The organism is Streptomyces polyasparticus, assembly GCF_014493765.1.
In the GTDB taxonomy this organism is placed as follows: Bacteria; Actinomycetota; Actinomycetes; order Streptomycetales; family Streptomycetaceae; genus Streptomyces; species Streptomyces polyasparticus.
Genome location: NZ_JACTVJ010000005.1, coordinates 555,075 through 578,124 on the forward strand (window position 1 = coordinate 555,075; position 23,050 = coordinate 578,124).

Here is a 23,050-nt window from a genome sequence, read left to right on the forward strand (position 1 = left end):
CACCTTCCGTCACGCAGGCACCTTCCGTGACGCAGGCGCCTTCCGTCACGCAAGCTCCTGCGGGCAGGCAGGCGCCCACGGTCAGACAGGTCCAGGTCACCTTCGACTGCGCGGCCCCCGAGCGCCTCGCCCGGTTCTGGTGCGAGGTGCTCGGGTACGAAGTCCCCCCGCCGCCGGAGGGCTTCGCCAGCTGGGACGCGTACAACCTGGCACAGCCGGCCGACGAACGGGACTCCTCGTTCGCCTGCCAGGACCCCTCCGGCGTGGGCCCGCGCCTCTACTTCCAGCGCGTCCCCGAGGGCAAGGCCGTCAAGAACCGGGTCCACCTCGACGTCCGGATCGCCACCGGCCTGGTCGGCGAGGAGCGCCTGGCCGCCCTCGAAGCCGAGTGCGCCCGCCTGCTCCCCCTCGGCGCGGTCCGCGACCGACTCCTCTACGACGGATACGACGCGTGCATCAACATGCGGGACATCGAGGGCAACGAGTTCTGCCTGGACTGAGCGCACGTAAGGGGGACGGGGCATGACCACTCCGCGGGAGAGGGCCGAAGCGGTGCTCGCCGAGGCGGGCCTGGAGGACGCGGGCGGCTGGGGCCGTGCCGAGCACGCGCTCCCCGTCCGTGCGGCGCTGCGGCCGATCGCATCGGTGGCCGCCGAACCGACTGCCGTCGTACGGCTCGACGCGGCCGATCCGTACGCCGAAACCGACGCCCAATGGTTCCGGCTGGCCACCGGCCACGGCCTGTTCGGCGAGGACGGCGGCTTCCTCGTCCCCCTGCTCGGCAGCTGGTTCCGGGTCCGGCTCGGGGAGCGGTGGCGGCTCGCGAAGACGCTGCAGGCCCAGCCCGGCTCACCGGAGTTCATGACGCTCTCCCCGGACGGCAGGACGCTGATCGGCGTCACCACCGAGGAGTACGCGGTCTGGCTGATCGTGGTCGCCGACGTCCGGGCGTACCAGGAGCAGCGAGCACTGGTGCTGGCGCGGGAGGAGAGCGAGGAAGAGCAAAAGGCAGCGTGGGAAGGCCTGTTCAGCCGCATCCGCATCCCGCAGAGCACGCGGGAGCGCTGGGCGCTCGGGCTCCTCCACAACCCCTCCCTGCCCGAGGACCTCCGGCTCGGTCTCGTACTGCACACCCGGCGGTTCCACGGCCGGGCACTGCCCGCGAAGCTGATCGACGAGTTGATCGCCCACCCGGACTGGAAGGTGCGCTGCGGCCTGGTCGACCTCGGCTCCGACCAGCTGACGCCCAGTCAGTGGAGCCGCCTCGTCCTCGCCGAGGAGGACGACCGCCACCGCTGGGCCCTGGTCGGCATCGCCGTCGAACACCGCGCGACGTTCGTCCCCGCCGCGTACGAGCGTCTCGCCGCCGATCCCGTCCCGCGCGTCCGCGCCGAGACGGCCGCACTGACAGGCCTGCCGGCCGCCGTGGCCCGCACACTCCTCGCCGACCCGGAGCCGCGGGTCCGCGAGTGCGCCTGCGCCGCCGCGTGGCCGAACCTCGACTCCGAAGAACGCCGGGCCCTCCTCGCGGATCCCGCGCCCGGCGTCCGTGCCGCCGCGCGCCGGCTCCACCACCGTGAACACCCCGTATCGCGCGCCGTGTTCGAGAGCGGAGAGCTCGGCGACCCCGCCCGCGTGGTCGAGGACTCCGTGCTGGAACCGGACCTGGCCGACCACCTGTCCCGCCACCCGGACGCGGACCTGCGCCGCGCTCTCGCCGCCAGTCCGCAGCTGTCCCAGGAGGTGATCGCCGTACTGGCCGAGGACCCGGACAGCTCCGTACGGAGCATCCTCGCCCTCCGCCCGGACCTCACCGAGCCCCAACGGGCGGCGATCTCCTACGCATTCGCCCCGGCGGGCCATTACTCCACTCTCCCCTGGGTGCACGCCCTCCACGACGACGCCGAGGCCATGCGCCGCCTTGCCGCCTCGACCCACCCGCTGGTCCGCCGCTCCGTGGCCCGCGCCCGCCGCCTCCCGCCGGACGTCGTCGACCGGCTCGCCCACGACGAGGACCGTGTCGTCCACCTCTTCCTCGCCGAGTCCTGCGACGACGCCCCGCCGTGGATGCTGCTCCAGGTCTGGCTCTGGTGGAACGGCAGCCTGTCCTCGCCCGGCCGCCCCCGCACGCACCCCGCGTTCCCCCGTACCGATCTCCTGCACTACGCCGAGGACCCCCACCCCCGGCTGCGCCAACTCGCCCTGGACGACCCGGAGTCCACCCCGGATCTCGTCGAACGCTTCACCCTCGACCCGCACCACGAAGTCCGCTGCCGCGCCGCCGCCGACCCGCGCCTGAGCCGCCTGGGCGCGGTCCGTCTCCTCGACGACCCCGACGGCTCCGTCCGCCGGGCCGCCACCCGCAGCCCCCGCCTCCCGGCCCACGTCCTGGTCTCGCTCCTGCGCGACCCCGAGACCGCCGAGGACGCCGCCCTGAATCCGGCGATCCCGGCCGGCATCATCCGGCGGATGGCCGAGCGGCCCTGAGCGCCGCGGATGCCCGTACGGGAACAAATCCCCGCGAGATACGAGGCGTTGACGATTTCCCCCGGAGTGCGGACGCTGCTGCCACGGCGGCAACGCGCTCTCGGAGGGAGATCCGCCGATGGCCTCGCGCCCGTTCACGATCGCGGTGCCCGAGGCGGTGCTCGACGACCTCCGGACGAGGATCTCGCGCACCCGCTTCGGCCGGCGCCGACCCCGCCTGTCTGCGCGAGCTCCTGGCCCACTGGGCCGAAGGATGCGACTGACGCGCGGCCGAACGACGGCTGAACGCCGCCGACCACCACCTCGCCGACATCGACGGCCAGACTGTCCATTTCGTCCATGTACTGTCGACGGGCCCCGGCCCCACTCCCCTGCCTCGAACTCGACGTGGACTACGACCAGTACGCGCACAACGACGGCGCACCGGAGCGCCAGGCCGGTGCGCCGTGTGGCGTGCCCGGCGGCCGGGGCCGCATCGCCCCGACCGCGGACACCTCAGTGCGCAGGAGCGCCGTCGCTCACAGAATCGACACCTTGTACTTCGCCAGCGCCTCCGGCACCGGCTGGTAGAAGGTCGTACCGCCCACGGTGCAGTTGCCGCTGCCGCCCGAGGTGATGCCCAGCGCCTTGCTGCCGTCGTACAGGGCGCCACCGGAGTCGCCGGGCTCGGCGCAGACGTTCGTCTGGATCATGCCGCGCACCGTGCCCCCGCCGCTGTAGTGCACGGTGGCGTTGAGCCCGGTGACCGTGCCGCTCCGCGTGCCGGTCGTGGAGCCGCTGCGCTTGACCGGCTCCCCCACGTACGCGTCGGCCGCCGTGAAGCCGCCGGGGTGGCTGAGGGACGCGTTGTCGTAGCGCACCAGCGCGTAGTCGTTGCTCGGGAAGCTGGAGCCGACGGTGGGTCCGATCAGCGTGGACTGGGCGGAGTTGGTGTACCAGGTCTTGACCACGTTGCCGCAGTGCCCGGCCGTGAGGAAGTAGTAGGTGCCGCCCTTGGCGACGTTGAAGCCGAGCGAACAGCGGTACCCGCTGCCGTAGATGGCGTCGCCGGGTCCGAGCAGCTGGGTGAACTTGCCCGGGGTGCGCTCGATGCGCAGCGCTCCGGCGTCCGCGCCCGCCGCCCTGCGGATCTTCGCGAGCGAGGCATCGGAGACCGTGCTGTCGGCGGTGACGACGACCTCGCCGCTCGCCCGGTCCACATACCAGGCGGTGCCGCCGACATCGGCCTTGAGCACGGCCTCGTCCACCTTGGCCAGCTCGGCCGCGCCGTAGGTGCGGGGTGGGGCGGCCTGTGCCTGCGGCAGGGTGAGCGCGGTGGCGCCGAGCAGTCCGGCGGCGACGGCGGCGACAGTGGTGCGCTTGAGTCTCACGAAGGTTCCTCCTCGCGGTGGGCACGGCCTGCGGGTTGCTGGCGTGCTCCTGACAATGCGCAGTGCTGCAGCGAGTATGCGGAGGAAGCCCGACCGGTACAAGACCGCCCGGCCGCAGCGCACCGCGGTGCGGCCTGCTCACGAAAGTCCCTTGCGGCTCGCCACCTCACGACAGGCACAATTCGGCCATGCCCGATCCCTCGCACTCTTCCGCGGCCGACCTCCTCGCCGCCCTCGAAGCCCTTCCGTATGCGCGGCGGATGCAGGCGCTGGCCGCGCACGTACGCGGCCTCGCGCCCGCCGGCGCCCTGCGATCACTGCTCGACGGCCTCGAGGCGCAGGGGGCGTACGGGCGGGGCCTCGCGGTGGTCGCCGCGTCCGTGGGCGGCGACCACGCGTGGATCGCGCAGCGCCTCGCCGACCCGGATTCGTTTGTGCGAGCCCACGCGCACTCGGCCGCTCTGCACGGCCGGGTGAGCGACGAGGCTTTCGAGGCAGCCCTGGACGGCGCGCCTCAAGTGGTCCGGCGCCAGCTGTTCCGGACGATCGCCGCCCAGGGGCGCAGCGACCTCGCGGACCGGCTCATCGACCGGGTGCGCCGGGACTGGGGCGACGTGGAGGCGGCACGGCTGCTGCGTGCCTGCTCGCCGACGGTCGTCGGGCGCCTGCTGCCCGAGTTGTCCCATGCCGTGCGGGCGTGGGCGAGCCTCGCCGGGCACCACCCCGACGCCGTCCTCGACGAGGTCGAGCGGGAACTGGCCGCACTCCCCTCGACCATGTACTCCACGCGATGGCCGCAGTACGCACCCGCGGTCGCCGCCGTCGCGGGCATCCGGCCGCTGCGCGTCCTGCGCCTCCTCGAACGGTTCACGCCGGAGCACCTGCCGTCCGCGCTCCGGCGCCACATGTCCCTGCTCGCGGCCGCGGACCCCGCCGCGATGCTCCGGCTGCTGCTCGGCCCCATGGGCCCGGACCTGCTGCACGGGCGCCTGTTCACCCCGGGTGCGCTGCGGAGCCTGCTCGAGTCGGGCGCCCCCGAGGTCCCCGCGTACACGAAGGCTCTGGCCGAGGCCGGCGAGCTGCCGCGTGCCCTGCGCGCCCTGCCGCCCGGGCGCCGCGAGGCCTGCTACCGGCAGGCGATCGCCGGACGCGGGCGCAGCGGTTTCCCTGTCGACTCGGCTCTGCTGTCCGCGCTGCCCCGCTCCTGCGTCGCCGACGAGGCCCGGCGGATGGCCGACCTGGCCCGCGAACAGGGCCTGGACTGGCACATGGTGCTGGAGGCGGAGTCGTTTCTGCCGGTGGCGGAGGTACGTGAGCGGCTCGTCGAGGCCACCCGTCGCGCTGCCGCCGAGGACCGCGCGCATGCCTGGAAGCTCCTGGTGCGCAACGCTGCCCGCTCCGGCGATCCGGCCGCCGTGTCCGCTGTGCTGCAGGACATAACGCGGCTGCGCAATGAACAGGACCCGGTGCGCTCGGCCGCTCTGCAGTCCCTCGCCCTCACCCGTCCCGCGCTGTTCTCGGCCCAGGATGCGCCCCACCTCGACCGGGTGGTCGATGACGCCGTCGAAGCCCGTGACTGCTCGCAGACCACGCGCTCCGCCCTCAACAGGCTGGCCCTTTCGGTCCTGCGGGAACAACCGGAGGGCGGGTGCCCGGAGTTGACCGACTGGGCGCTGAGCGTCCTGGTCCGGGTGTCCGGCACCACGGGTGGCGCCGACCTCGGCCGCCTCGACCAGCGGCTGCGCCGGGGCCAGGAGCACCAGGTGTACGAGGCGTTGCGGCCGTCGATCGAGGCGGCCGCCGACAAGGCCGACTTCGGTCCCGTCCTCGCGCTGGCCCGTTCGCTGGGCCGGCGGGCGTATGCGATGCCCGGGCTGCAGGACATGCTGTGGCGGGCGATCCGCACGGGCAGTGACACCACCGCGCGCCACGCGATCGAGCTGTGGCTGGCGGACTCCGTCACCCGGGACGAGCGGACCGAACGTCTCATCGCCCTCGACCCCTCGGCCGCCGTGCTGCCCGCCGTGTCCGAGGTACTCGCCCGGCGTCGCACGGATCTGCTCGACCACGTGCTCGGCGAGGAGCCTCCGTACGGCCGCTTCCTGGTCAAGGGCAGCCTGTGGACGGTGGCGGTGGATCCCTGGGCCAAGCGCTGGACCCCGGGCCAGCATGCCGCGGCAGCACGGCAGTTGGCGCGGACGGTCGAGAATGCCGGTCTGCCCAAGTCGGCCCGGGTGGCGGCTCTCGTCCAGTCGGCGCACCTGCCCGATCTGGGTGCGCCGTGCGTGCGGCGCTGGACGGACGCCCGGGACGTGGTCGTCGCCGAGGCGGCGCTGGCCGCCCTGGCGCGCACCGACCGGCCCGCCGAGGCACTGCCCGAACTCCTCGCCCACACCGGGACGGAGCGGGCGCGGGTCGCGGTGTTCGCCGCCGCCCGGGTGACTCGGGACATCGCCCCGGTCCCGCTGATCCGGCTGCTGCGGGAGGTCCTGCTCTCGCCGGACGCCAAGGTGACGAGTCGCAAGGAAGCGGCCCGGCTGGCCGCCGACCGGCTGCCGGTGTCCGCCGCTGCCGGGTTGCTCGTCGAGGCGTACGGGCAGGACGGCGCGCACCGTGATGTGCGGGCGGCCTGCGTGTCCGTCGCAGGCGGGTTGCTCGGGGACGAGCGGATCTGGGAGCTCCTCGCTGACGCGGCACGGGCTGAACCGGGCCTGCAGGGCGGTGTGTTGCGCGTGACGCCCGAGCAACTGGCCGAACCCCACCGGGCGCGCTACGCCCGGCTCGTCAGGGACGTGAGCCGCACCCCGGACCCCGAGACCGCGGCCCTCGCCTTTCTCGCGCTGGGCCGGTGGGCGCCCTGGCACCCCGAGGCAGCCGATGTGCTGGCCCGGGCCGTGTCCGACCTGTCCGTGCGGCAGGGCTGGACCTCCGCCGCGGCGGGACTCGTCCGCGCGGCCCGACACCCCGCTTCGGCCACGGGGTTGGCGCAGGCCATGGCCCGGCTGGTGCGGGCCGACCGGAATCCCGATGCGGCGGACGCCGAGGAGCAGCGCGACCGCCCGGCACGGCAACGGATCGACTACCTGGTCAGGCAGCTCCACAACGCCACACTGGAAGGCGCCGCCACGATCCGGCCGGCCGCCCTGGCGGCGGGCGAACTTCTCGCGGAGCACCCGGAGTTCCGCCGTGAGGCGCTGAAGATCCTCGCCGGCCATCTGGACCTGGACACCGGGGAGCCCGAACTGACCGCCGCCCTGCTGCGGCTCGCCGCCCTGCACGAGGACCGTCCCGTGCTCACCGTGCAGACGGCGGATTGCCTCCAAGGACGCGTGGCGTACCACGGGGTCAAGGACGAGGCCGCTCCCCTGGCCACCGCGGACCGGCTGGCCCGGCACGGCGGTCACGCGGAGGGCATGATCGCCACCGCCCTGGTCGCGGGTGTCGGCCGGCGGACCGGCTGGCCCGCGCACTGCCGCGACGCCCTGCGGACGTTGCGCCGCCACCCGGCCGCGGACGTACGGGACGCCGCACTCGGACACCTCACGGCCCAGGAGTGAGCGGGCCTGCGGCTGCTCCGGCCGGAGTTCCCCTACTCCGGCCGGAGTTCCTCGATCCGGGGGTACGCACCGGTCCGGTCCCCGGACACGATGCGGCCGGTCACTCCGATGGGGAACACCGGCTCAGCTCTCGCCCGGCTCCAACCGCAGCGAGATCGAGTTGATGCAGTACCGCTGGTCCGTCGGCGTCGGGTAGCCCTCGCCCTCGAAGACATGGCCGAGGTGCGAACCGCAGCGTGCGCAGCGCACCTCGGTGCGGACCATGCCGTGCGAACGGTCCTCGATCAGCTCGACCGCGTCCGTGTCCTTCGGGTCGTAGAAGCTCGGCCAGCCGCAGTGCGACTCGAACTTCTCGCCGGAGGTGAAGAGTTCGGCTCCGCACGCGCGGCAGGAGTAGACGCCGGTCGTCTTCGTGTCCGTGTACTCACCGGTGAAGGCCGGCTCGGTGCCCGCCTCGCGCAGGACCTTGTACTCGGCCGGGGTCAGTTCCGCGCGCCACTGCTCGTCCGGCTTTTCGACCTCGTACGTCATGATCCTCAGCTCCTCACTCGCCGGCGGTGGCGGTCTCACCCGACAGGTGGTCCCCGGACAGGTGGTCCAGGATGCGCGGACCCAGGTCCGTCACATCGCCCGCGCCCATGGTGAGAACCAGATCGCCGGGCTTGGCCATTCCCGCGATGACGGCCGGGGCCTTGTCCTTGTCGTGCTCGGCGGTCACGTCCGCGCCCGCGGCGCGCGCGGCGTCGAGGATGAGTTCGCTGGTCACGCCGGGGATCGGGTCCTCGCGGGCGGGATAGATGTCGAGCACGACGGAGGAGTCCGCGAGGGCCAGGGCCTGGCCCATCTCGGTGCCGAGCTCCTGCGTACGGGAGAAGAGGTGGGGCTGGTAGAGCACCAGGATGCGGGCGTCCGCGGCGGCGGCGCGCATGGCCTCCAGGTCGGCGGTCATCTCGGTGGGGTGGTGCGCGTAGGAGTCGATGACCTGCACGCCGGCCGCCTCGCCCTTGAGCTGGAGGCGGCGCTTGACGCCGGTGTACGACTTGAGCGCGGCCGCGAGGTTGTGGGCGGGGATGACCATCGCGACGCCCGCGGCGAGCGCGGCCACCGCGTTGTGCGCGTAGTGGCGGCCGGGCACCGAGACCGTGAAGGTCAGCAGCTTGCCGCCGATGAGGACCGTGACCTCGCTGCTCAGACCGCGCGGGGTGATCTTGTGGATCCGGACGTCGGAGCCCTCGGACTCTCCGTACGTGACGACGTTCAGCGACGAGACGTCCCGCAGCCGTCGCGTGAGCTCCACAGCGCCCGCCTGGTCGGCGGCGATGACGAGCGTGCCGCCCGGCACGATCCTGCCGGCGAAGGTCTCGAAGGAGTCGTAGATCTCGTCCATCGAGGCGTAGTTGGCGTGGTGGTCGAGCTCCACGTTGAGGACGATCGCGACCTCGGGCGCGTACTTGTGGAAGCTGCGGTCCGACTCGTCGGCCTCGGCGACGAAGATCTCGCCGCTGCCGTGCTCGGCGTTGGAGCCGGGGGCGTCCAGGTCGCCGCCGATCGCGTACGAGGGGTGCAGGCCCAGGCTGGAGAGTGCGACCGCGAGCATCGAGGTCGTGGTCGTCTTGCCGTGGGTGCCGGCCACCGCGATCGGGCGGAGGTTGTCCATCAGCGCCGCGAGCGCGTCCGAGCGGTGCACGACCGGAATGCCGCGCTCCTTCGCGGCGGCGAGCTCCGGGTTGTCGGCGCGGATCGCGGAGGAGACCACGATGGCGCTGGCGTCCTCGGCCAGGTGGGCGGCGTCGTGGCCGAGGTGCACGGTGGCGCCGAGCGCGCGCAGGGCGTCGGTGGTCGCGGAGGCCTTGGAGTCGCTGCCGGCCACCTGCGCGCCGCGCTGCGTGAGGATCTTCGCGATGCCTGACATTCCGGCGCCGCCGATGCCGATGAAGTGCGGTCGGTCCAGGGCAGGGGGGATGCCGGGCGTCATACGGGTCTCCCGAGGGTTGCGGTGCTTGGGCGGGGACCCAGCCTATGCGGTGTGCGGGCTGGGTCTGAGCACCCCCGGCCGGTCCGGAGCCGGGGCCCTCCGAGTCGCTGCCCGCGTGGGGGTGCCGCTGTGCCCAGCCTCCCCCGAGCGCGGGGGCGGGCCCTACTCGCTGTGCGCGTACAGCTTCAGGACCGGGACGCCGACCTTGTGGCGGGCCCGCGAGGCCCAGTCGCGGTGGAAGAACTCCTCGACGTAGTGCGGAGCCGTCAGGACGATCACCTCGTCCGCGCCGGTCTGCTCGGTGATCGAGGACAGGACGTCCAGCGGGTGGTCCTCGACCAGATGCCCGACGGCCTCGCAGCCCGCCTCGCGCAGCGCGCTCAGCGAGTGGTCCAGCGCCTGCTGCGCGGGGCCCACGGCGTCCTCGCCCTCGGGTACCTCGCCCTCGTGGACGGCCTGGTCGAGTTCGCCGAGCGCCACATCGTCCACCGCGCGCAGGAGCCGGTCCTGGTCGCCGCGCGGCTGCATCAGGACGACGAAGGAGACCGCGTCGTCTCCGTGCAGGGTCGTGACGAACTCCACGTCGATGGCCGACAGGGCCTTCTCGATCATCAATACGCTCGTGAACACGTCCGGCGCCCTTCTCCTTTGGAGCCCTACCGGCCCCTGCGGAACCTGCTGAAGCTCGGGGCCCACGGCCCCTGCGGAAACCATCCTTCCCCGTGTTCGCACGGGGTCTGCGTGTCTTAGTGTGCCCACCGGAGCGGGAAACGGAACGACAGATTCCGCTGATTGTCAGCTTCGACGGTAGCGGCAGAACAGGAACCCGTCCTCTTCCAGCAACGATGCGAGCCGAAGCCGCTGCGGCACCGCGATCGAAGGACCGCCCGCGATCCGCTGCGCGTCACCCGCCGCAAGCATGGGCGAAACCGTCAGACACAGCTCGTCCAGGACGTCGGCCGCGACCAGCTGGCCGAGCAGCTTCGGGCCGCCCTCGGTGAGCAGCCGGGTGAAGCCGAGGTCCGCGAGAGCCCGTACGGCCGCGGCCGGATCCACCCGTGCGGAGTCCCCGGCCACCACGATGCGGGCGCCGGCCTGCTCCGCGGCCTTCACGCGGTGGGCGGGGGCCTCGGCGCCGGTGAGGATCACGGTGGGCACGAGCGGCTCCGTGAACAGGGGCAGTGAGAAGTCCAGGTCCAGGCTGCCGCTCACGATGGCGATCGCGGGCGCGGGCCCCTGCCCCGCCGCCGCCCTGCGCGCGGCGAAGGCCTCACGGGCGCGGGCCGGCCGGTACCCCTCGAGGCGTACCGTTTCCGCACCCACGAGCACCACGTCGGCGAGCGCCCGCAGAGTGCCGAAGATCCGCATGTCGGTCTCGCAGGAGATGGGCTGGGAGCGGCCGTCGTGCTGGGCGGCGCCGTCCAGGGTGGAGACCATGTTGGCGCGCAGCCACGGGGTGTCCCCCGGCGGATACGCGTAGAGGTCGGCGAGCTCGTCGAGGCTCCACTCCCGGTCCTGCGCGGACCGGGCGGCGGTCCCACCGGCGACAGCTCCGGTCGCGGCGGCCGTCTCAGCGGCCTTCTCGTCGGTCGCGGCATCGGTCACGGCGACTGTCACATCGGTCACAGGGAACAGGCTGCGCATGTCCGGCAGTGTGGCACGGCCCGTAAAGTGAGGACCTGTGTCGCCTTCTCCTGCCGCCGCCGGCCGCCATCCGATAGCCGATCCGGCTCCTCAGTCCCTCTGCGCGCGCGAGCCGCATGTCCCGGCCGAGCGTCTCGTCGCCGAGATGGTGCCGCCGCCGCGCTTCCAGAAGGCGCGCTTCGAGACATACGTACCGGATGCGTCGCAGCCCTCGCAGGCGCAGGCCGTGCAGGTCCTGAGCACGTTCGCGGGCACGCTCGGCGGGGCGCACGCGAGCGGGGCGGGCAAGAAGCGCTGGTTCCAGAAGAAGGTCCAGGCGCCGGCCGGTCCGCGCGGGGTGTACCTCGACGGCGGCTACGGCGTCGGCAAGACCCATCTGCTCGCCTCGCTTTGGCACGCGACCCCGGCCGAGCCCTCGCTCAAGGCCTTCGGCACCTTCGTCGAGCTGACGAACCTCGTGGGCGCGCTCGGTTTCCAGCAGACGGTCGCCACGCTCAGCGGGCACCGGCTCCTGTGCATCGACGAGTTCGAGCTGGACGACCCGGGCGACACCGTGCTCGTGTCGACGCTGCTCGGCAAGCTGGTCGACGCGGGCGTGGCGCTCGCGGCCACCTCGAACACGCTGCCCGGCAAGCTCGGCGAGGGCCGGTTCGCCGCGGCCGACTTCCTGCGCGAGATCCAGGGCCTGTCCGCGCACTTCAAGGCGCTGCGGATCGACGGCGAGGACTACCGGCACCGGGGGCTGCCCGAGGCGCCGCAGCCGTTCGGCGACGAGCAGGTCGCGAAGACCGCGTACGCCACGCAGGGCGCGAGCCTGGACGACTTCCCGCACCTGCTCGACCACCTCGCGAAGGTGCACCCGAGCCGGTACGGCGCGCTCACCGACGATCTGACGGCGGTCTGCCTGACCGGGGTCGACGCGGTGCCCGACCAGTCGACGGCGCTGCGCCTCGTCGTCCTCGCGGACCGCCTCTACGACCGGGAGGTACCGGTGATCGCCTCCGGCCTGCCCTTCGACCAGATCTTCGGCGAGGACATGCTCAAGGGCGGCTACCGCAAGAAGTACTTCCGCGCGATCTCCCGCCTCACGGCGCTGGCGCGGGACGGAAAGCGGCTGGTGGAGGGCGTCTGAGGCGGGCCCGTCGGCGGGCGTGGCCGCTTCCGGCCCCGGGTCCGCCGACGTTCCGAGGCCGCGGAGGCCCCGGAGCGGCTTCGGCCGGACGGCGAGGACTCCGTGGTGACCTGGGAGACAGCCAAGGCCTGTCCCGGCTGGGGACGGAGCCGACCATGAGGGTTGCCGCTCTCGCGAGTGCCGGCGCCGACGAGCACCGGGCCGGCTGGATCCAAGCGGACGTGCATGGCGTTCACGTGACCGGACGGCGCAACAGTCTGCAGGCCTCCGGCCCGGGATCCGGAAGCACCTGTTCGTCGGGGTGCCGCGGAGATCTCGGCGCGGGCGCGACATCTCCCGCCTGATGCGGCGACAGGCCCTGTGGACGGGGACTTCAGGCACCGGAGGGGAGGACAGCCGGGCGCTCCGCGGCCTCCGTCGGCCGCGACACAAGGCACGTCATGCTACGCGCGTGGTTCCCGCGACGTTGACTAGGTGGTACACACAGGCGGGTTACATTCCTGTCCGCCAACAGGGAGTTGCCCGAATGACCGAGAAAAGCATGTCCGCGTCCCGGCGCCAAGTCCTCGCCCGAGGTGGGGCGTTGGGTGCGGGAATCGCCTTCGCCGGTTCGCTCACCGAACTGTTCGCAGGGTCCGCCGCCGCCCACGGCAGGGGCGGCTACGGGCCGCTCGTGCCCGACCCGGCCGGCCTGCTCGATCTGCCCAAGGGCTTTACGTACAAGGTGCTTTCACGCGAGGGCGAGCCGCTGCGCTCGGGCGAGGGCAAGGTGCCCACGAACTTCGACGGCATGGCCGCCTTCGCCGGCAAGCGCGGCACGACCCACCTGGTCCGCAATCACGAGAACCGGCACACCGGCAAGATCGGCGTACCGGTGGTCGAGGGACTGACGTACGACCCGGCCGCGAAAGGCGGCTGTACGAACCTCACGCTCGACCGCCGGGGCAATGTCGTCGACGAGCGCGTCGGCATCGCCGGCACCGCCGTCAACTGCGCGGGCGGGCCCACCCCTTGGGGCACCTGGCTCACCTGCGAGGAGAACGAGGACAAGGCCGGCACCAACGGCTACACCAAGGACCACGGCTTCATCTTCGAGGTGGACCCGGCCGACCCGCGGCGCACCGGTGCCGTGCCGCTCACCGCGATGGGCCGCTTCCAGCACGAGGCGATCGCGGTCGACCCGCACCGCGGTGTGGTCTACGAGACCGAGGACGCCTTCCAGAAGCCCTTCGGACTCTTCTACCGGTTCCTGCCGGACAAGCCCGAGGGCGGGCGCGGTTCGCTGCGTGCGGGCGGCCGGCTGCAGGCGATGCGCGTGCCCGGCGTACCGGATCTCGCCTCCGTCCAGGAGACCGGGGCGACCTTCGGGGGCATCGAGTGGGTCGACGTCCCCGACCCGCTGGCCGCCGAAACCCCCATCAGGCTGCAGGACTTCGGCCCGAAGGGCATCACGCACGCCCAGAAGCTGGAGGGCTGCTACTGGGGCGGACGCTCGGTCTACTTCGTGTCCAGCTACGCGCGCAGCCGCGAGGGTTCGGCCGGTGACCACTACGGCCAGATCTGGCGGTACGACCCCTCGTCGCGCCGCCTCACGCTGGTGATCGTCTTCGGCCCCGACACCGACATCCAGCTGCCCGGCGAGGAGCCGGACAACATCTGCCTCGCCCCCAGCGGCGGTCTGATGGTGTGCGAGGACGGTGAGGGCGCGCAGCATGTGTACGGCCTGACCCGGCGCGGCGAGGTGTATCCGATGGCCGGGAACCGGCAGAACATCGGGACGCCCGAGGCGCCCGAGTGGGGCGAGTTCGCGGGCGTCACGTTCTCGCCGGACTACGCCACGATGTACGTCAACTGCTACACCCCCGGCACCACCTTCGCGGTGACGGGCCCCTGGCACTCGTAGGCGCCGGCGTGGGCGGGCTGTGGACGCAGCCCGCCCCTCGGGCCCGGGACCACACCCGCCCCCTGGCCGGGACCCGGGACCATGGGACCTGCACTCTGAAGCCCTATGCGGACGCGATACGGGTCATAGGCCCCGCGACCCGCGCCGTCCGGCACGGAATGCTCTACGGCGGCGGGTGCGCAGCGGTCGCGGTCGCCGCCGATCCGTCGCAGGATCGAGTGGACTGACGTAAGGGGTAAGGCCGTGGCGAAGAGCAAGGGCAAGAGCAAGGCGCTGAAGCCCGACAAGGCGGGCAGGGCGACCGGCGGGACCGAGAAGGCCAAGGTCACGGCCGGCGAAGCCAAGGTCAAGGCCGGCGAAGCCAAGGCGAAGACGGTGAAGGCGAAGGGCAAGGCGTCGACCGCGAAGGCCGCCGCGGCCAAGGCCAAAGCCCCGAAGGCCGGGAAGCCCGTGAAGGCCGCTCCGCTCTCCGAGCTCCTGCGCGTCCCCGAAGGCGAGCGCCTCGACCTCTCCGCGTACGACTCGCGCTCCACCCCCGCGGGCCCGGCGAACAAGGCCGAGGCCCTCGCCGACCTGGCCCGTATGGGTGAACGCCTCGCCGACCTCCAGGAGCGCCTCTACGCCGCGAGCACCTCGGGCGACCGGCGCCGCGTGCTGCTCGTGCTCCAGGGCATGGACACCAGCGGCAAGGGCGGCACGGTCAAGCACGTGATCGGTCTGTTCAACCCGTCCGGCTGCCGGATCAAGGCCTTCAAGGCGCCCACGCCCGAGGAGCAGAACCACCCGTTCCTGTGGCGGATCATGAAGGCGCTGCCCGAGCGCGGCGAGATCGGCATCTTCGACCGCTCGCACTACGAGGACGTCCTGATCGCCCGCGTCCGCGAGCTGGTCCCGCGCAGCCAGCTCGGCCGCCGCTACGGGCAGATCAACCGCTTCGAGAAGTCCCTGACGCACGACGGCGTCACGGTCATCAAGTGCTTCCTGCACATCAGCAACGAGGAGCAGCGCGGCCGGCTGCTCGAACGTCTCGACCGCCCCGACAAGCACTGGAAGTTCAACCCGGGCGACATCGACGAGCGCGCCCTGTGGCCCGCGTACCAGGAGGCGTACGAGATCGCCCTGGAGCGCTGTTCGACGGAGGCGGCGCCGTGGTTCGTGATCCCCTCGGACCGCAAGTGGTACCGCAACTGGGCCATCAGCAAGCTGCTGCTCGAGCACCTCGAAGCCCTGGACCCGCAGTACCCGAAGGCCGGCTTCGATGTGGAGGAGTCCCGGGAGCGGCTGCTCAACGGGGAGTGACGGCCGGCTCCTCGGCGGACGACGCCTGAGACCTCGAAGACGCCGAGGACACCGAGCACGCCGAGGAGCGGCCGCGGGCGCGAAATGAGCGGTTTATCCGATTTCACGGGTTACCGTCTGCGCGTGACGACCCTCACCGCTCGCGTACCCGCCTTTGCCGTCTGCGCGCTGCTCGCCGCCGTAACCGTCGCCGGGTGCGGCTCCGAGGCGGCGCCGAAGAAGTCCGAACCGCTCCCCTCCCCCAAGGCGAAGGCCTCGGGGCCGCCCACGCTCGCGCCCGGTCCGCAGGGACTCGCGCCCGTGTTCAAGAACGGGGTGCGGAGCGAGAAGGTGGTCGCGCTGACCTTCGACGCGGACATGACCGCGGACCAGGGGAAGCGGGCCGCGCGCGGCGAGCGGTTCGACAATCCGGAGCTGATCCGGACGCTCAAGCAGTACAAGGTGCCGGCGACCGTGTTCATGACGGGCCGCTGGGCCGAGGAGTACCCGGCCCAGGCCAAGGCCATCGGCGCGGACCCGCTCTTCGAGGTCGCCAACCACTCGTACAGCCATTACGCCTTCACCAAGGACTGCTACGGCCTGCCGACCATCGCGCCGAAGGACATGAAGGCCGATGTGGAGCGGGCGTTCAAGGCCTTCGAGAAGGCGGGCGTGGCCGACGCCGTGCCCTACTTCCGCTTCCCCGGCGGGTGCTACGACCGTACGGCGCTGCGCGCGCTCGCGGCCGGCGGCGTGACGGCCGTGCAGTGGGACGTGGTGAGCGGGGACGCGTTCGCCACGGACGCGGACGCGGTGGCGGCGGATGTGCTCGGCGGGGTCAGGCCCGGCTCGGTGGTCGTCATGCACTGCACCCGCAGCGCGGCGCCCGCGACCGAGAAGGCGATCCGCACGATCGTGCCGGAGCTGCGCAAGCAGGGCTACCGCTTCGTACGGGTGTCGGAGCTGATCGGGGCGGCGGGGCCCGCCGCGGGCCCCGCGCGCTGAACCGGCCGCCGCACACGGCGCTCTCAGGTGTGCAGCGCCGGCATCCGGTCCGGGGCTGGGCAGATGCGCAGGCCGGTGTGGTCGAAGACGTAAAGCCGCTCCAGATCGACCAGGAGCGGGACGTGACCGCCGACGCGTACGCGGTGTTCGGGGCCGGAACGCAGGACCAGATCGCCGGCTGCCGTCGTACGGCGTTCCGGTGGCACCGCGGCCGGCTGCTGCGCCGGACCGGGCGCTGAACTCCTGGACACCACAACGGAGTTCACGCGGTGCAGGGCCCGGTCGATCCAGGGCCTGCGGGCCGGGCGCGCGGGGCCGGCGTCCACGGCGGGCCGGGAGGATTCCAGGTCGGGAACGACGGCCCGCCGGGAGCCGGTGTTCAGATGAACGAGCACCTCGTGCCCCAGATACTCCACATGCTCCACGATTCCGCCGATCGCGGCCTCGCCCGGCCGCGCCTGGCTCGGCGGCCCGATCCTTACGGCCTCGGGGCGCAGGCCCACGATCACCGGACGTCCCTGCTGGATACGGAGCAGCTGGTGGTCGGTGGTCAACGGCTGGGGCAGACACAGGCGTTGACGGCCGAGATCCAGAGCCATGGGGCCGTCGAGCGGGGCGTGGACCACGCCCTCCAGGAGGTTGATGCGCGGGGTGCCGACGAAGGCCGCCACGAAGACGTTCGCCGGGCGTGCGTACAGCTCGCGGGGCGGGCTCGCCTGCTGGAGCACACCGTCGCGCATGACCGCGACACGGTCGCCGAGCGACATCGCCTCGGCCTGATCATGTGTCACATAGACGGTGGTGACGCCGAGTTCGGCGACGATACGGGCGATCTCGGCGCGCAGATGGCCGCGGAGTTTGGCGTCCAGGCTGGACAGCGGCTCGTCGAGCAGGAACACCGAGGGCCGGCGGGAGATCGCCCGGCCCATCGCCACGCGCTGGCGCTCGCCGCCGGACATCTGGGCGGGCAGGCGTTCCAGGAGGTCCTCGATGGCGAGCATCCGTGCGGTGGTTCGCACCTCGTCGTCATGGTCGGTCGAGGGGTCCCTGAGCCGCAGCGGGAATGCGATGTTCTCGCGGGTGGTCATGGACGGGTACAGCGCGAAGCTCTGGAACACCATCGCGATGTCCCGTTCGCGAGGCAGCACATCGCTCGCGGGTTCGCCGCCGAGCAGCAGCTCGCCCTCGGTGATGTCCTCCAGGCCCGCGATCATGCGCAGGACGGTGGACTTGCCGCAGCCCGAAGGTCCGAGCAGCACCAGGAACTCGCCGGGCTCCACGGTCAGGGAGACCCGGCGCACGGCGTACGTATCGCCGTATCTCTTGCTCACTTCGCGCAACTCGATGGCTCTGCTCATGGAGGTCCGCCTGGAGTCGAAGGGGCCTTGCGACGGGGGCATTTCGTGAGCGGAACAGGGGGGTACGGCGAGCCCGGCCCCGGCCTCCCCACCAGGCGGGGCCGGGCTCGTCCGCCGGCGGGTCAGGTCACCGGCGGAGCCATACCGCCGTATCGGACGGCAGTCGTCCGTCGGCGTCCAAGGGGCCGCTGGCGAGGAGGAGTTCCTCGTACGGCGGCAGGGCGGCCGGGGCGGTGGAGAGGTTCACGACGCACACCAGGCCGTCGGTGCGAGCGAAGGCGAGGACGCCGTCGTCGGCGGGCAGCCAGGTCATCGGGCCGTCGCCGAAGCCGCGCACCGAGCGGCGCAGCCGGAGCGCCGTGCGGTACAGGCCGAGCATCGAGTCCGGGTCGGCGCTCTGCCGGTCCACCGCGTACTGCGCCCAGTCCGCGGGCTGCGGCAGCCACGGTTCCGCGTCCGCGCCGAATCCGCTGTGCGGTTCGCCGGACGCCCACGGCAGCGGGACGCGGCAGCCGTCGCGGCCCGGGTCGGTGCCGCCGGAGCGGAAGTGCATCGGGTCCTGGATGCGGTCGAGCGGGATGTCGGCCTCGGGCAGGCCCAACTCCTCGCCCTGGTACAGGTATACGGAGCCGGGCAGGGCCAGCGTGAGCAGGGCGGCCGCGCGGGCGCGGCGGGTGCCGAGCTCCAGGTCGGTGGGGGTGCCGAAGGCCTTGGTGTCGAAGTCGAACGCCGTGTCCTCGCGGCCGTAGCGGGTGACCGTACGGGTCACGTCGTGGTTGCACAGGACCCAGGTGGCCGGGGCCCTGACGGGCGCGTGCTCGGCGAGGGTGTCGTCGATGGTGCGGCGCAGGCGGTCCGCGTCCCAGGGGCAGGCGAGGAAGTTGAAGTTGAAGGCGGTGTGCAGCTCGTCGGGGCGCAGGTAGCGGGCGAACCGCTCGCTGTCGGGCAGCCAGACCTCGCCGACGAAGATGCCGCCGTACTCGTCGGCTATCGCCCGCCAGGAGCGGTAGATGTCGTGGATCTCGTCCTGGTCGATGTACGGGTGCGGGTCGACGCCCTCCGTGAAGTCGGGCAGGTCCGGGTGTTTGGTGAGCAGGGCGGCCGAGTCGATACGGACGCCGGCCACGCCGCGTTCGAACCAGAAGCGCAGGACGTCCTCGTGTTCGCGGCGGACCTCGGGGTGCGACCAGTTGAGGTCGGGCTGCTCGGGGGCGAACAGGTGCAGGTACCACTCGCCGTCGGGGACGCGGGTCCAGGTGTCGCCGGCGAACTGGGACGGCCAGTTGTTGGGCGGCAGTTCACCGTTCTCGCCGCGTCCGGGGCGGAAGTGGAAGCGCTCCCGCTCCGCGCTGCCGGGGCCTGCTTCGAGGGCGGCCTGGAACCAGGGGTGCTGGTCGGAGAGGTGGTTGGGGACGATGTCGACGATCGTCCTGATCCCGTACTCTGCGGCCTCCGAGATCAGCTTCTCGGCCTCGTCGAGGGTGCCGAAGGCGGGGTCGATGGTGCGGTAGTCGGCCACGTCGTAGCCGCCGTCGACCAGGGGCGAGAGATACCAGGGCGTGAACCACACGGCGTCCACGCCGAGTTGGGCGAGGTACGGCAGGTTCGCACGGACGCCCGCGAGGTCTCCTGTGCCGTCGCCGTCGCCGTCCGCGAAGCTGCGTGGGTAGACCTGGTAGATGACGGCGTCACGCCACCAGTCGTCGGTGGTGCGGGACGGCCCATCGTCGGTGCGGGACGATTCAACAACTGCCACGGGAGGTCCTTTCGGGCAGGTGGGACTCCGCCGCCGGTCGTAGCGGGGGCATGGAGGTGCCGACCGGCGGCGGAGTGCTTTTCGGAGAGGGGTGCTGTCGTCGAGGGCCGGTGCCGGCGGCCCTGGAGGCTGGTGCGGATCGGCCGTAGCGGCTGTGGGAGTCAGCCCTTGAGGCTGCCTGCGGTGAGGCCCGCCATGATGCTGCGCTGGAAGAAGAAGAACACGATGATCATCGGGATGCTCGCGATCACCAGACCGGCCATGATCTGGTTCTGGCTGACGGCTCCCGCGGTCTGCGACAGACCCACGCTCAGCGTCATCTTCTCGCTGTCCGGCAGGACGAGCAGCGGCCAGAGGAAGTCCTTGAACACCATCACGATGGTGAAGATGGAGACCACACCGAGGATGGGCCGCGAGATCGGCAGGATGATCGAGACGAGCACCCGCCAGGGCGGTACGCCGTCGATCTCGGCCGCTTCGAGGATCTCGTCGGGAATCGAGTCGAAGAACCGCTTGAGCAGGAAGATGTTGAACCCGTTGGCGGCCACCGGGAACCAGATCGCCCAGGGCGAGTTGAGCAGCTGCCAGCCGAAGATCGGCACGTCGGTGACGGTGACGTACGCCGGGATCATCACCACGATCGGCGGGATCATCAGCGTGGCCAGCATCGCGCCGAGGATCGCGTTGCCGAACATCGGCCGGAGCTTGGACAGGGCGTAGGCGGCGGTGACGTCGACGGCGAGAGCGAAGAGCCAGGCGCCGATCGCGTAGTAGAGGGTGTTCTGCAGGAGCGTGCCGATGTCGAAGAGCTCCCAGGCGTCCGAGAACACGGAGAAGTCAGGGTTCTCGGGCCACAGGGTCGGCGGCATCTGGGCGATCTCCTCGCCCGACTTCATCGCGCCCGTGACCATCCAGTACAGCGGGAAGACGAAGACCAGGGTGAAGACGGTGAGGACGGCCGCGAGGACGGCCCAGTAGATCCTCGTCCCCCAGCGGGACTTGAGCTCGAGCGGCGAGACGATGGTGCGCGCGTGGCCGTCGGCCCAGGCGGCGCGGCGGCGCGGCTTCTTCCTGGTGCGTACGGAGGGCGGGGTCACCTTGCGGGTCTCATCTGCCGTGTCCCGGTGGGCTGTTGTGTGCACGGTGTGGGTGGTGTCGGTCACGGGCCTACCTCTTCTCGTCGCGGGTCAGCCGGAGCTGGACTGCGGCGACCGCAAGGAGAACGATCATGAGCATCACGCCGAGCGCGCTGCCGGCGCCGTAGTTGCCGCCGTAGACGAAGGCGTACTGGTACATCAGGAAGGCGACGGTGACCGTCGCGTTCTCCGGTCCGCCGCCGGTGAGCTGGTAGGGCTCGATGAAGACCTGCATCGTGGCGACGATCTGGAGCATCAGCATGAGCAGCAGGATCAGCCGGGTCTGCGGAACGGTGACGTTCCAGATCCGCTTGAAGATGCCGGCGCCGTCGAGTTCCGCCGCCTCGTAGAGATCACCGGGGATGTTCTGCAGCGCGGCGAGGTAGATCAGCACGCCGGCACCCATGTTCATCCAGGTGGAGACGAGCACCAGGGAGATCAGCGCGGTGTCCGTGGAGTCGAGCCAGGCGAGCGTCGGCAGGCCCACGGAGTCGAGCACGTAGTTGAACAGGCCGGGTCCGGGATCGTAGAACCACTTGAAGAGCAGCACCGAGACGATCGGCGGCAGCATCACCGGCAGATAGACCACGAACCGCAAGTACGCGCGGGCGTGCCGCAGTTCGTTCAGGACCACGGCCACGGCGAACGGGATCACATAGCCGCAGATGAGGGCGAGGAACGTGAAGGCGATGGTGTTCTTCCAGGCCTGTCCGAACGCCGGGTCCTCCACGACCGTACGGAAGTTGTCCAGGCCCACCCACTGGGGGTCGTCGACCAGATTGGTCTGCTGGAAGCTCATGATGATCTGGCGGATCATCGGCCACCAGGCGAACAGCGCGAAGCAGAACAGCGCCGCACACAGGAATCCGTACGCGGTGATGTTGGTGCGAACCGCCCGCTTCCGCTTGGTCGGTGGCCTGCGACGCGGCGGCCTCGCCGGCCGCTTCGTCTGCAGGGTGAGTGTGTCCATGTGATCTCCCGTTCCCGGCCGTGGTGCGGGGTGCCACGCTCCGCCGACAGCGGACGCGGCACCCCCGATCGGCGCCTGCTCCGCGACGTCAGCCCTGCGCAAGAATCTTGTTGGCCTTGGTCTCGGCGTCCGCGAGCAGCTGGTCGATGTCCGCGTTCTCGCGGGTCAGGACCGCCGACATGGCCACGTCGAGCACCGCGTACAGCTCCTGCGCCTTCGGCGGCTCGAGCTTGGGCATGACCTTGGTCGAGGCGTCGATGTACGTCTGGTAGTTCTCGACCGGCAGGCTCGCGTTCTCGGTACGGAGCTTGATGATCTCCTGGCCGGTCGGCGAGTCGCCCATGTAGTCGTTGTTGGGCACGCCCACCGGGTCACCGTTGGCCTTGCCGCGCGCGTAGTCGTGCCGGCCCTTGCCCGGGGTGTTGAACTGGAAGTCGATCCACTGCATGGCCGCCTTGGTCTCGGCGGCGTTCGCCTTGGGGTTGATCATGTAGGCCTCGCCGCCGGTGAGCGACGCCTTGCCCTCGGGGATGCCGGTGATGCCGTAGTCCTCGACCTTGCCCTGGAACTTCTGCACGACGTCGGTGACGACGTCCGGTGCGCCGAGCATCATGCCGGTCTTGCCCGCGCCCATCTGCTGCATCAGTGACTCCCAGCCGATGAGGACCTTGGAGCCGGTGCTGTTGTCCTCCCAGCGCATGTCGTGCAGCGTCTGCAGGACGGCCTTGCCCTCGGGGCTGTTGAACGCGGCCTTGCCGTCGACGACCATCTCGCCGCCGCGGCTGAAGATGGACTGCGCGAAGTGCCAGCCGCCGGTGTTGCCGCCGCCGTACTCGCCGAAGCCGACGTGGCCGTCACCCAGGTCCGCGATCTTCTTGGCCGCTGCGCGGACCTCGTCCCAGGTCTGCGGCGGGGCGTCGGGGTCGAGGCCCGCCTTCTCGAACAGGGCCCGGTTGTAGACGAGTCCGACGCTGTAGTTCACGTTGGGGACGCCGTAGACCTTGCCGTCCTTGGTCACCATGTCGCGGGCTTCTTGCTTGATATCGCCGTAGTTCTTCACGAGGTTGGTGACGCCCGTGATGTCCTTCGCCTGCTTCTTGGCTATGACATCCGCGTAGTTGGTGACCGGCACGACGAACACGGTCTCCATCTGGCCGCCGGCGATCTTCGCGGCGAAGGTCTTCGGGTCGTAACACGGCTGCTGGTCGGTGCTCTTGACCTTCACGCCCGGGTGCGCCTTCTCGAACGCCTTGACGTCGTCGTCCCACGCCTGACGCGTCTTGGGCGCGGTCTTCGCAGGCTGGCAGGCCACGGTGATGGTGACTCCGCCTCCCGCATCGGACTCCGAGTCGCCGCCGCACGCCGTGGCGGTGAGAACGAGGCCTGATGAGATCAGGAAGATCGCGAGGTTACGGGGCTTCATTACGGCTCCTCTGGGTGACGCCCAGGGCACTGCCCTGATCGGTGCGTCACATTAGG

17 protein-coding genes are annotated in these 23,050 nt (G+C 71.4%); 7 read left to right on the plus strand and 10 right to left on the minus strand.

Going from position 1 to position 23,050, the window contains the following annotated elements:
• Positions 1-26: 26 nt before the first annotated feature.
• Positions 27-500: a VOC family protein gene (locus H9Y04_RS10855; protein ID WP_308800953.1), complete on the plus strand. Its 474-nt coding sequence runs from the start codon at positions 27-29 to the stop codon at positions 498-500.
• Between the two features lie 22 nt (positions 501-522).
• Positions 523-2,487 carry a PE-PGRS family protein gene (locus tag H9Y04_RS10860; protein ID WP_236070714.1) on the plus strand — a complete coding sequence of 655 codons (1,965 nt, stop codon included), beginning with the start codon at positions 523-525 and terminating at the stop codon, positions 2,485-2,487.
• Positions 2,488-3,005: 518 nt separating this feature from the next.
• On the opposite strand, the gene H9Y04_RS10865 is transcribed toward H9Y04_RS10860, so the two are convergent.
• Positions 3,006-3,920 (minus strand): S1 family peptidase, encoded by a 915-nt coding sequence (locus H9Y04_RS10865; protein ID WP_214661137.1) that lies wholly within the window; start codon positions 3,918-3,920, stop codon positions 3,006-3,008.
• Positions 3,921-4,045: 125 nt separating this feature from the next.
• Between H9Y04_RS10865 and H9Y04_RS10870 the strand changes: the two genes are divergently transcribed.
• Complete coding sequence (locus H9Y04_RS10870; protein WP_187813524.1) at positions 4,046-7,414, plus strand: hypothetical protein; 3,369 nt, start codon at positions 4,046-4,048, stop codon at positions 7,412-7,414.
• A gap of 123 nt (positions 7,415-7,537) precedes the next feature.
• On the opposite strand, the gene msrB is transcribed toward H9Y04_RS10870, so the two are convergent.
• The 4 genes from msrB to H9Y04_RS10890 all read right to left on the minus strand — a co-directional run bounded on the left by msrB (position 7,538) and on the right by H9Y04_RS10890 (position 11,033).
• Positions 7,538-7,945, minus strand: coding sequence for a peptide-methionine (R)-S-oxide reductase MsrB (msrB, locus tag H9Y04_RS10875; RefSeq protein ID WP_187813525.1), 408 nt, complete (start codon positions 7,943-7,945; stop codon positions 7,538-7,540).
• Positions 7,946-7,958: 13 nt separating this feature from the next.
• Positions 7,959-9,389 (minus strand): UDP-N-acetylmuramate--L-alanine ligase, encoded by a 1,431-nt coding sequence (gene murC, locus H9Y04_RS10880; protein ID WP_187813526.1) that lies wholly within the window; start codon positions 9,387-9,389, stop codon positions 7,959-7,961.
• A 162-nt stretch (positions 9,390-9,551) separates the two neighbouring features.
• Positions 9,552-10,019, minus strand: coding sequence for an indole-3-glycerol phosphate synthase (locus tag H9Y04_RS10885; protein WP_187813527.1), 468 nt, complete (start codon positions 10,017-10,019; stop codon positions 9,552-9,554).
• Positions 10,020-10,184: 165 nt separating this feature from the next.
• Complete coding sequence (locus H9Y04_RS10890; protein WP_187813528.1) at positions 10,185-11,033, minus strand: pyrimidine reductase family protein; 849 nt, start codon at positions 11,031-11,033, stop codon at positions 10,185-10,187.
• 37 nt (positions 11,034-11,070) lie between these two features.
• Here H9Y04_RS10890 and zapE point away from each other — a divergent pair, with 37 nt between their 5' ends.
• The 4 genes from zapE (at position 11,071) to H9Y04_RS10910 (ending at position 16,351) form a co-directional block, all read left to right on the plus strand.
• Positions 11,071-12,165 carry a cell division protein ZapE gene (zapE, locus tag H9Y04_RS10895; protein ID WP_187813529.1) on the plus strand — a complete coding sequence of 365 codons (1,095 nt, stop codon included), beginning with the start codon at positions 11,071-11,073 and terminating at the stop codon, positions 12,163-12,165.
• 526 nt (positions 12,166-12,691) lie between these two features.
• A complete protein-coding gene (locus tag H9Y04_RS10900) occupies positions 12,692-14,068 on the plus strand; it encodes an alkaline phosphatase PhoX (protein ID WP_187813530.1) in 1,377 nt (458 codons plus the stop codon).
• Positions 14,069-14,518: 450 nt separating this feature from the next.
• A complete protein-coding gene (locus H9Y04_RS10905) occupies positions 14,519-15,367 on the plus strand; it encodes a polyphosphate kinase 2 family protein (RefSeq protein WP_308800954.1) in 849 nt (282 codons plus the stop codon).
• Positions 15,368-15,490: 123 nt separating this feature from the next.
• Positions 15,491-16,351 carry a polysaccharide deacetylase family protein gene (locus tag H9Y04_RS10910; RefSeq protein WP_308800938.1) on the plus strand — a complete coding sequence of 287 codons (861 nt, stop codon included), beginning with the start codon at positions 15,491-15,493 and terminating at the stop codon, positions 16,349-16,351.
• 23 nt (positions 16,352-16,374) lie between these two features.
• Here H9Y04_RS10910 and H9Y04_RS10915 read toward each other — a convergent pair whose 3' ends face one another.
• From H9Y04_RS10915 to H9Y04_RS10935, 5 genes are all read right to left on the minus strand, one after another.
• On the minus strand, positions 16,375-17,709 hold the full coding sequence (locus H9Y04_RS10915) for an ABC transporter ATP-binding protein (RefSeq protein ID WP_187813532.1): 1,335 nt from the start codon (positions 17,707-17,709) through the stop codon (positions 16,375-16,377).
• Positions 17,710-17,836: 127 nt separating this feature from the next.
• Positions 17,837-19,465, minus strand: a complete 1,629-nt coding sequence (locus tag H9Y04_RS10920) for a glycoside hydrolase family 13 protein (RefSeq protein WP_187813533.1) — start codon at positions 19,463-19,465, stop codon at positions 17,837-17,839.
• A gap of 161 nt (positions 19,466-19,626) precedes the next feature.
• Complete coding sequence (locus H9Y04_RS10925) at positions 19,627-20,487, minus strand: carbohydrate ABC transporter permease (protein ID WP_308800955.1); 861 nt, start codon at positions 20,485-20,487, stop codon at positions 19,627-19,629.
• Between the two features lie 145 nt (positions 20,488-20,632).
• Entirely contained in the window at positions 20,633-21,571 is a 939-nt protein-coding gene (locus H9Y04_RS10930; RefSeq protein WP_187813534.1) for a carbohydrate ABC transporter permease, read from the minus strand.
• Positions 21,572-21,659: 88 nt separating this feature from the next.
• The gene (locus tag H9Y04_RS10935) at positions 21,660-22,994 is read right to left on the minus strand and encodes an ABC transporter substrate-binding protein (RefSeq protein WP_187813535.1); all 1,335 of its coding nucleotides are present in this window, start codon (positions 22,992-22,994) and stop codon (positions 21,660-21,662) included.
• Positions 22,995-23,050: the final 56 nt, after the last annotated feature.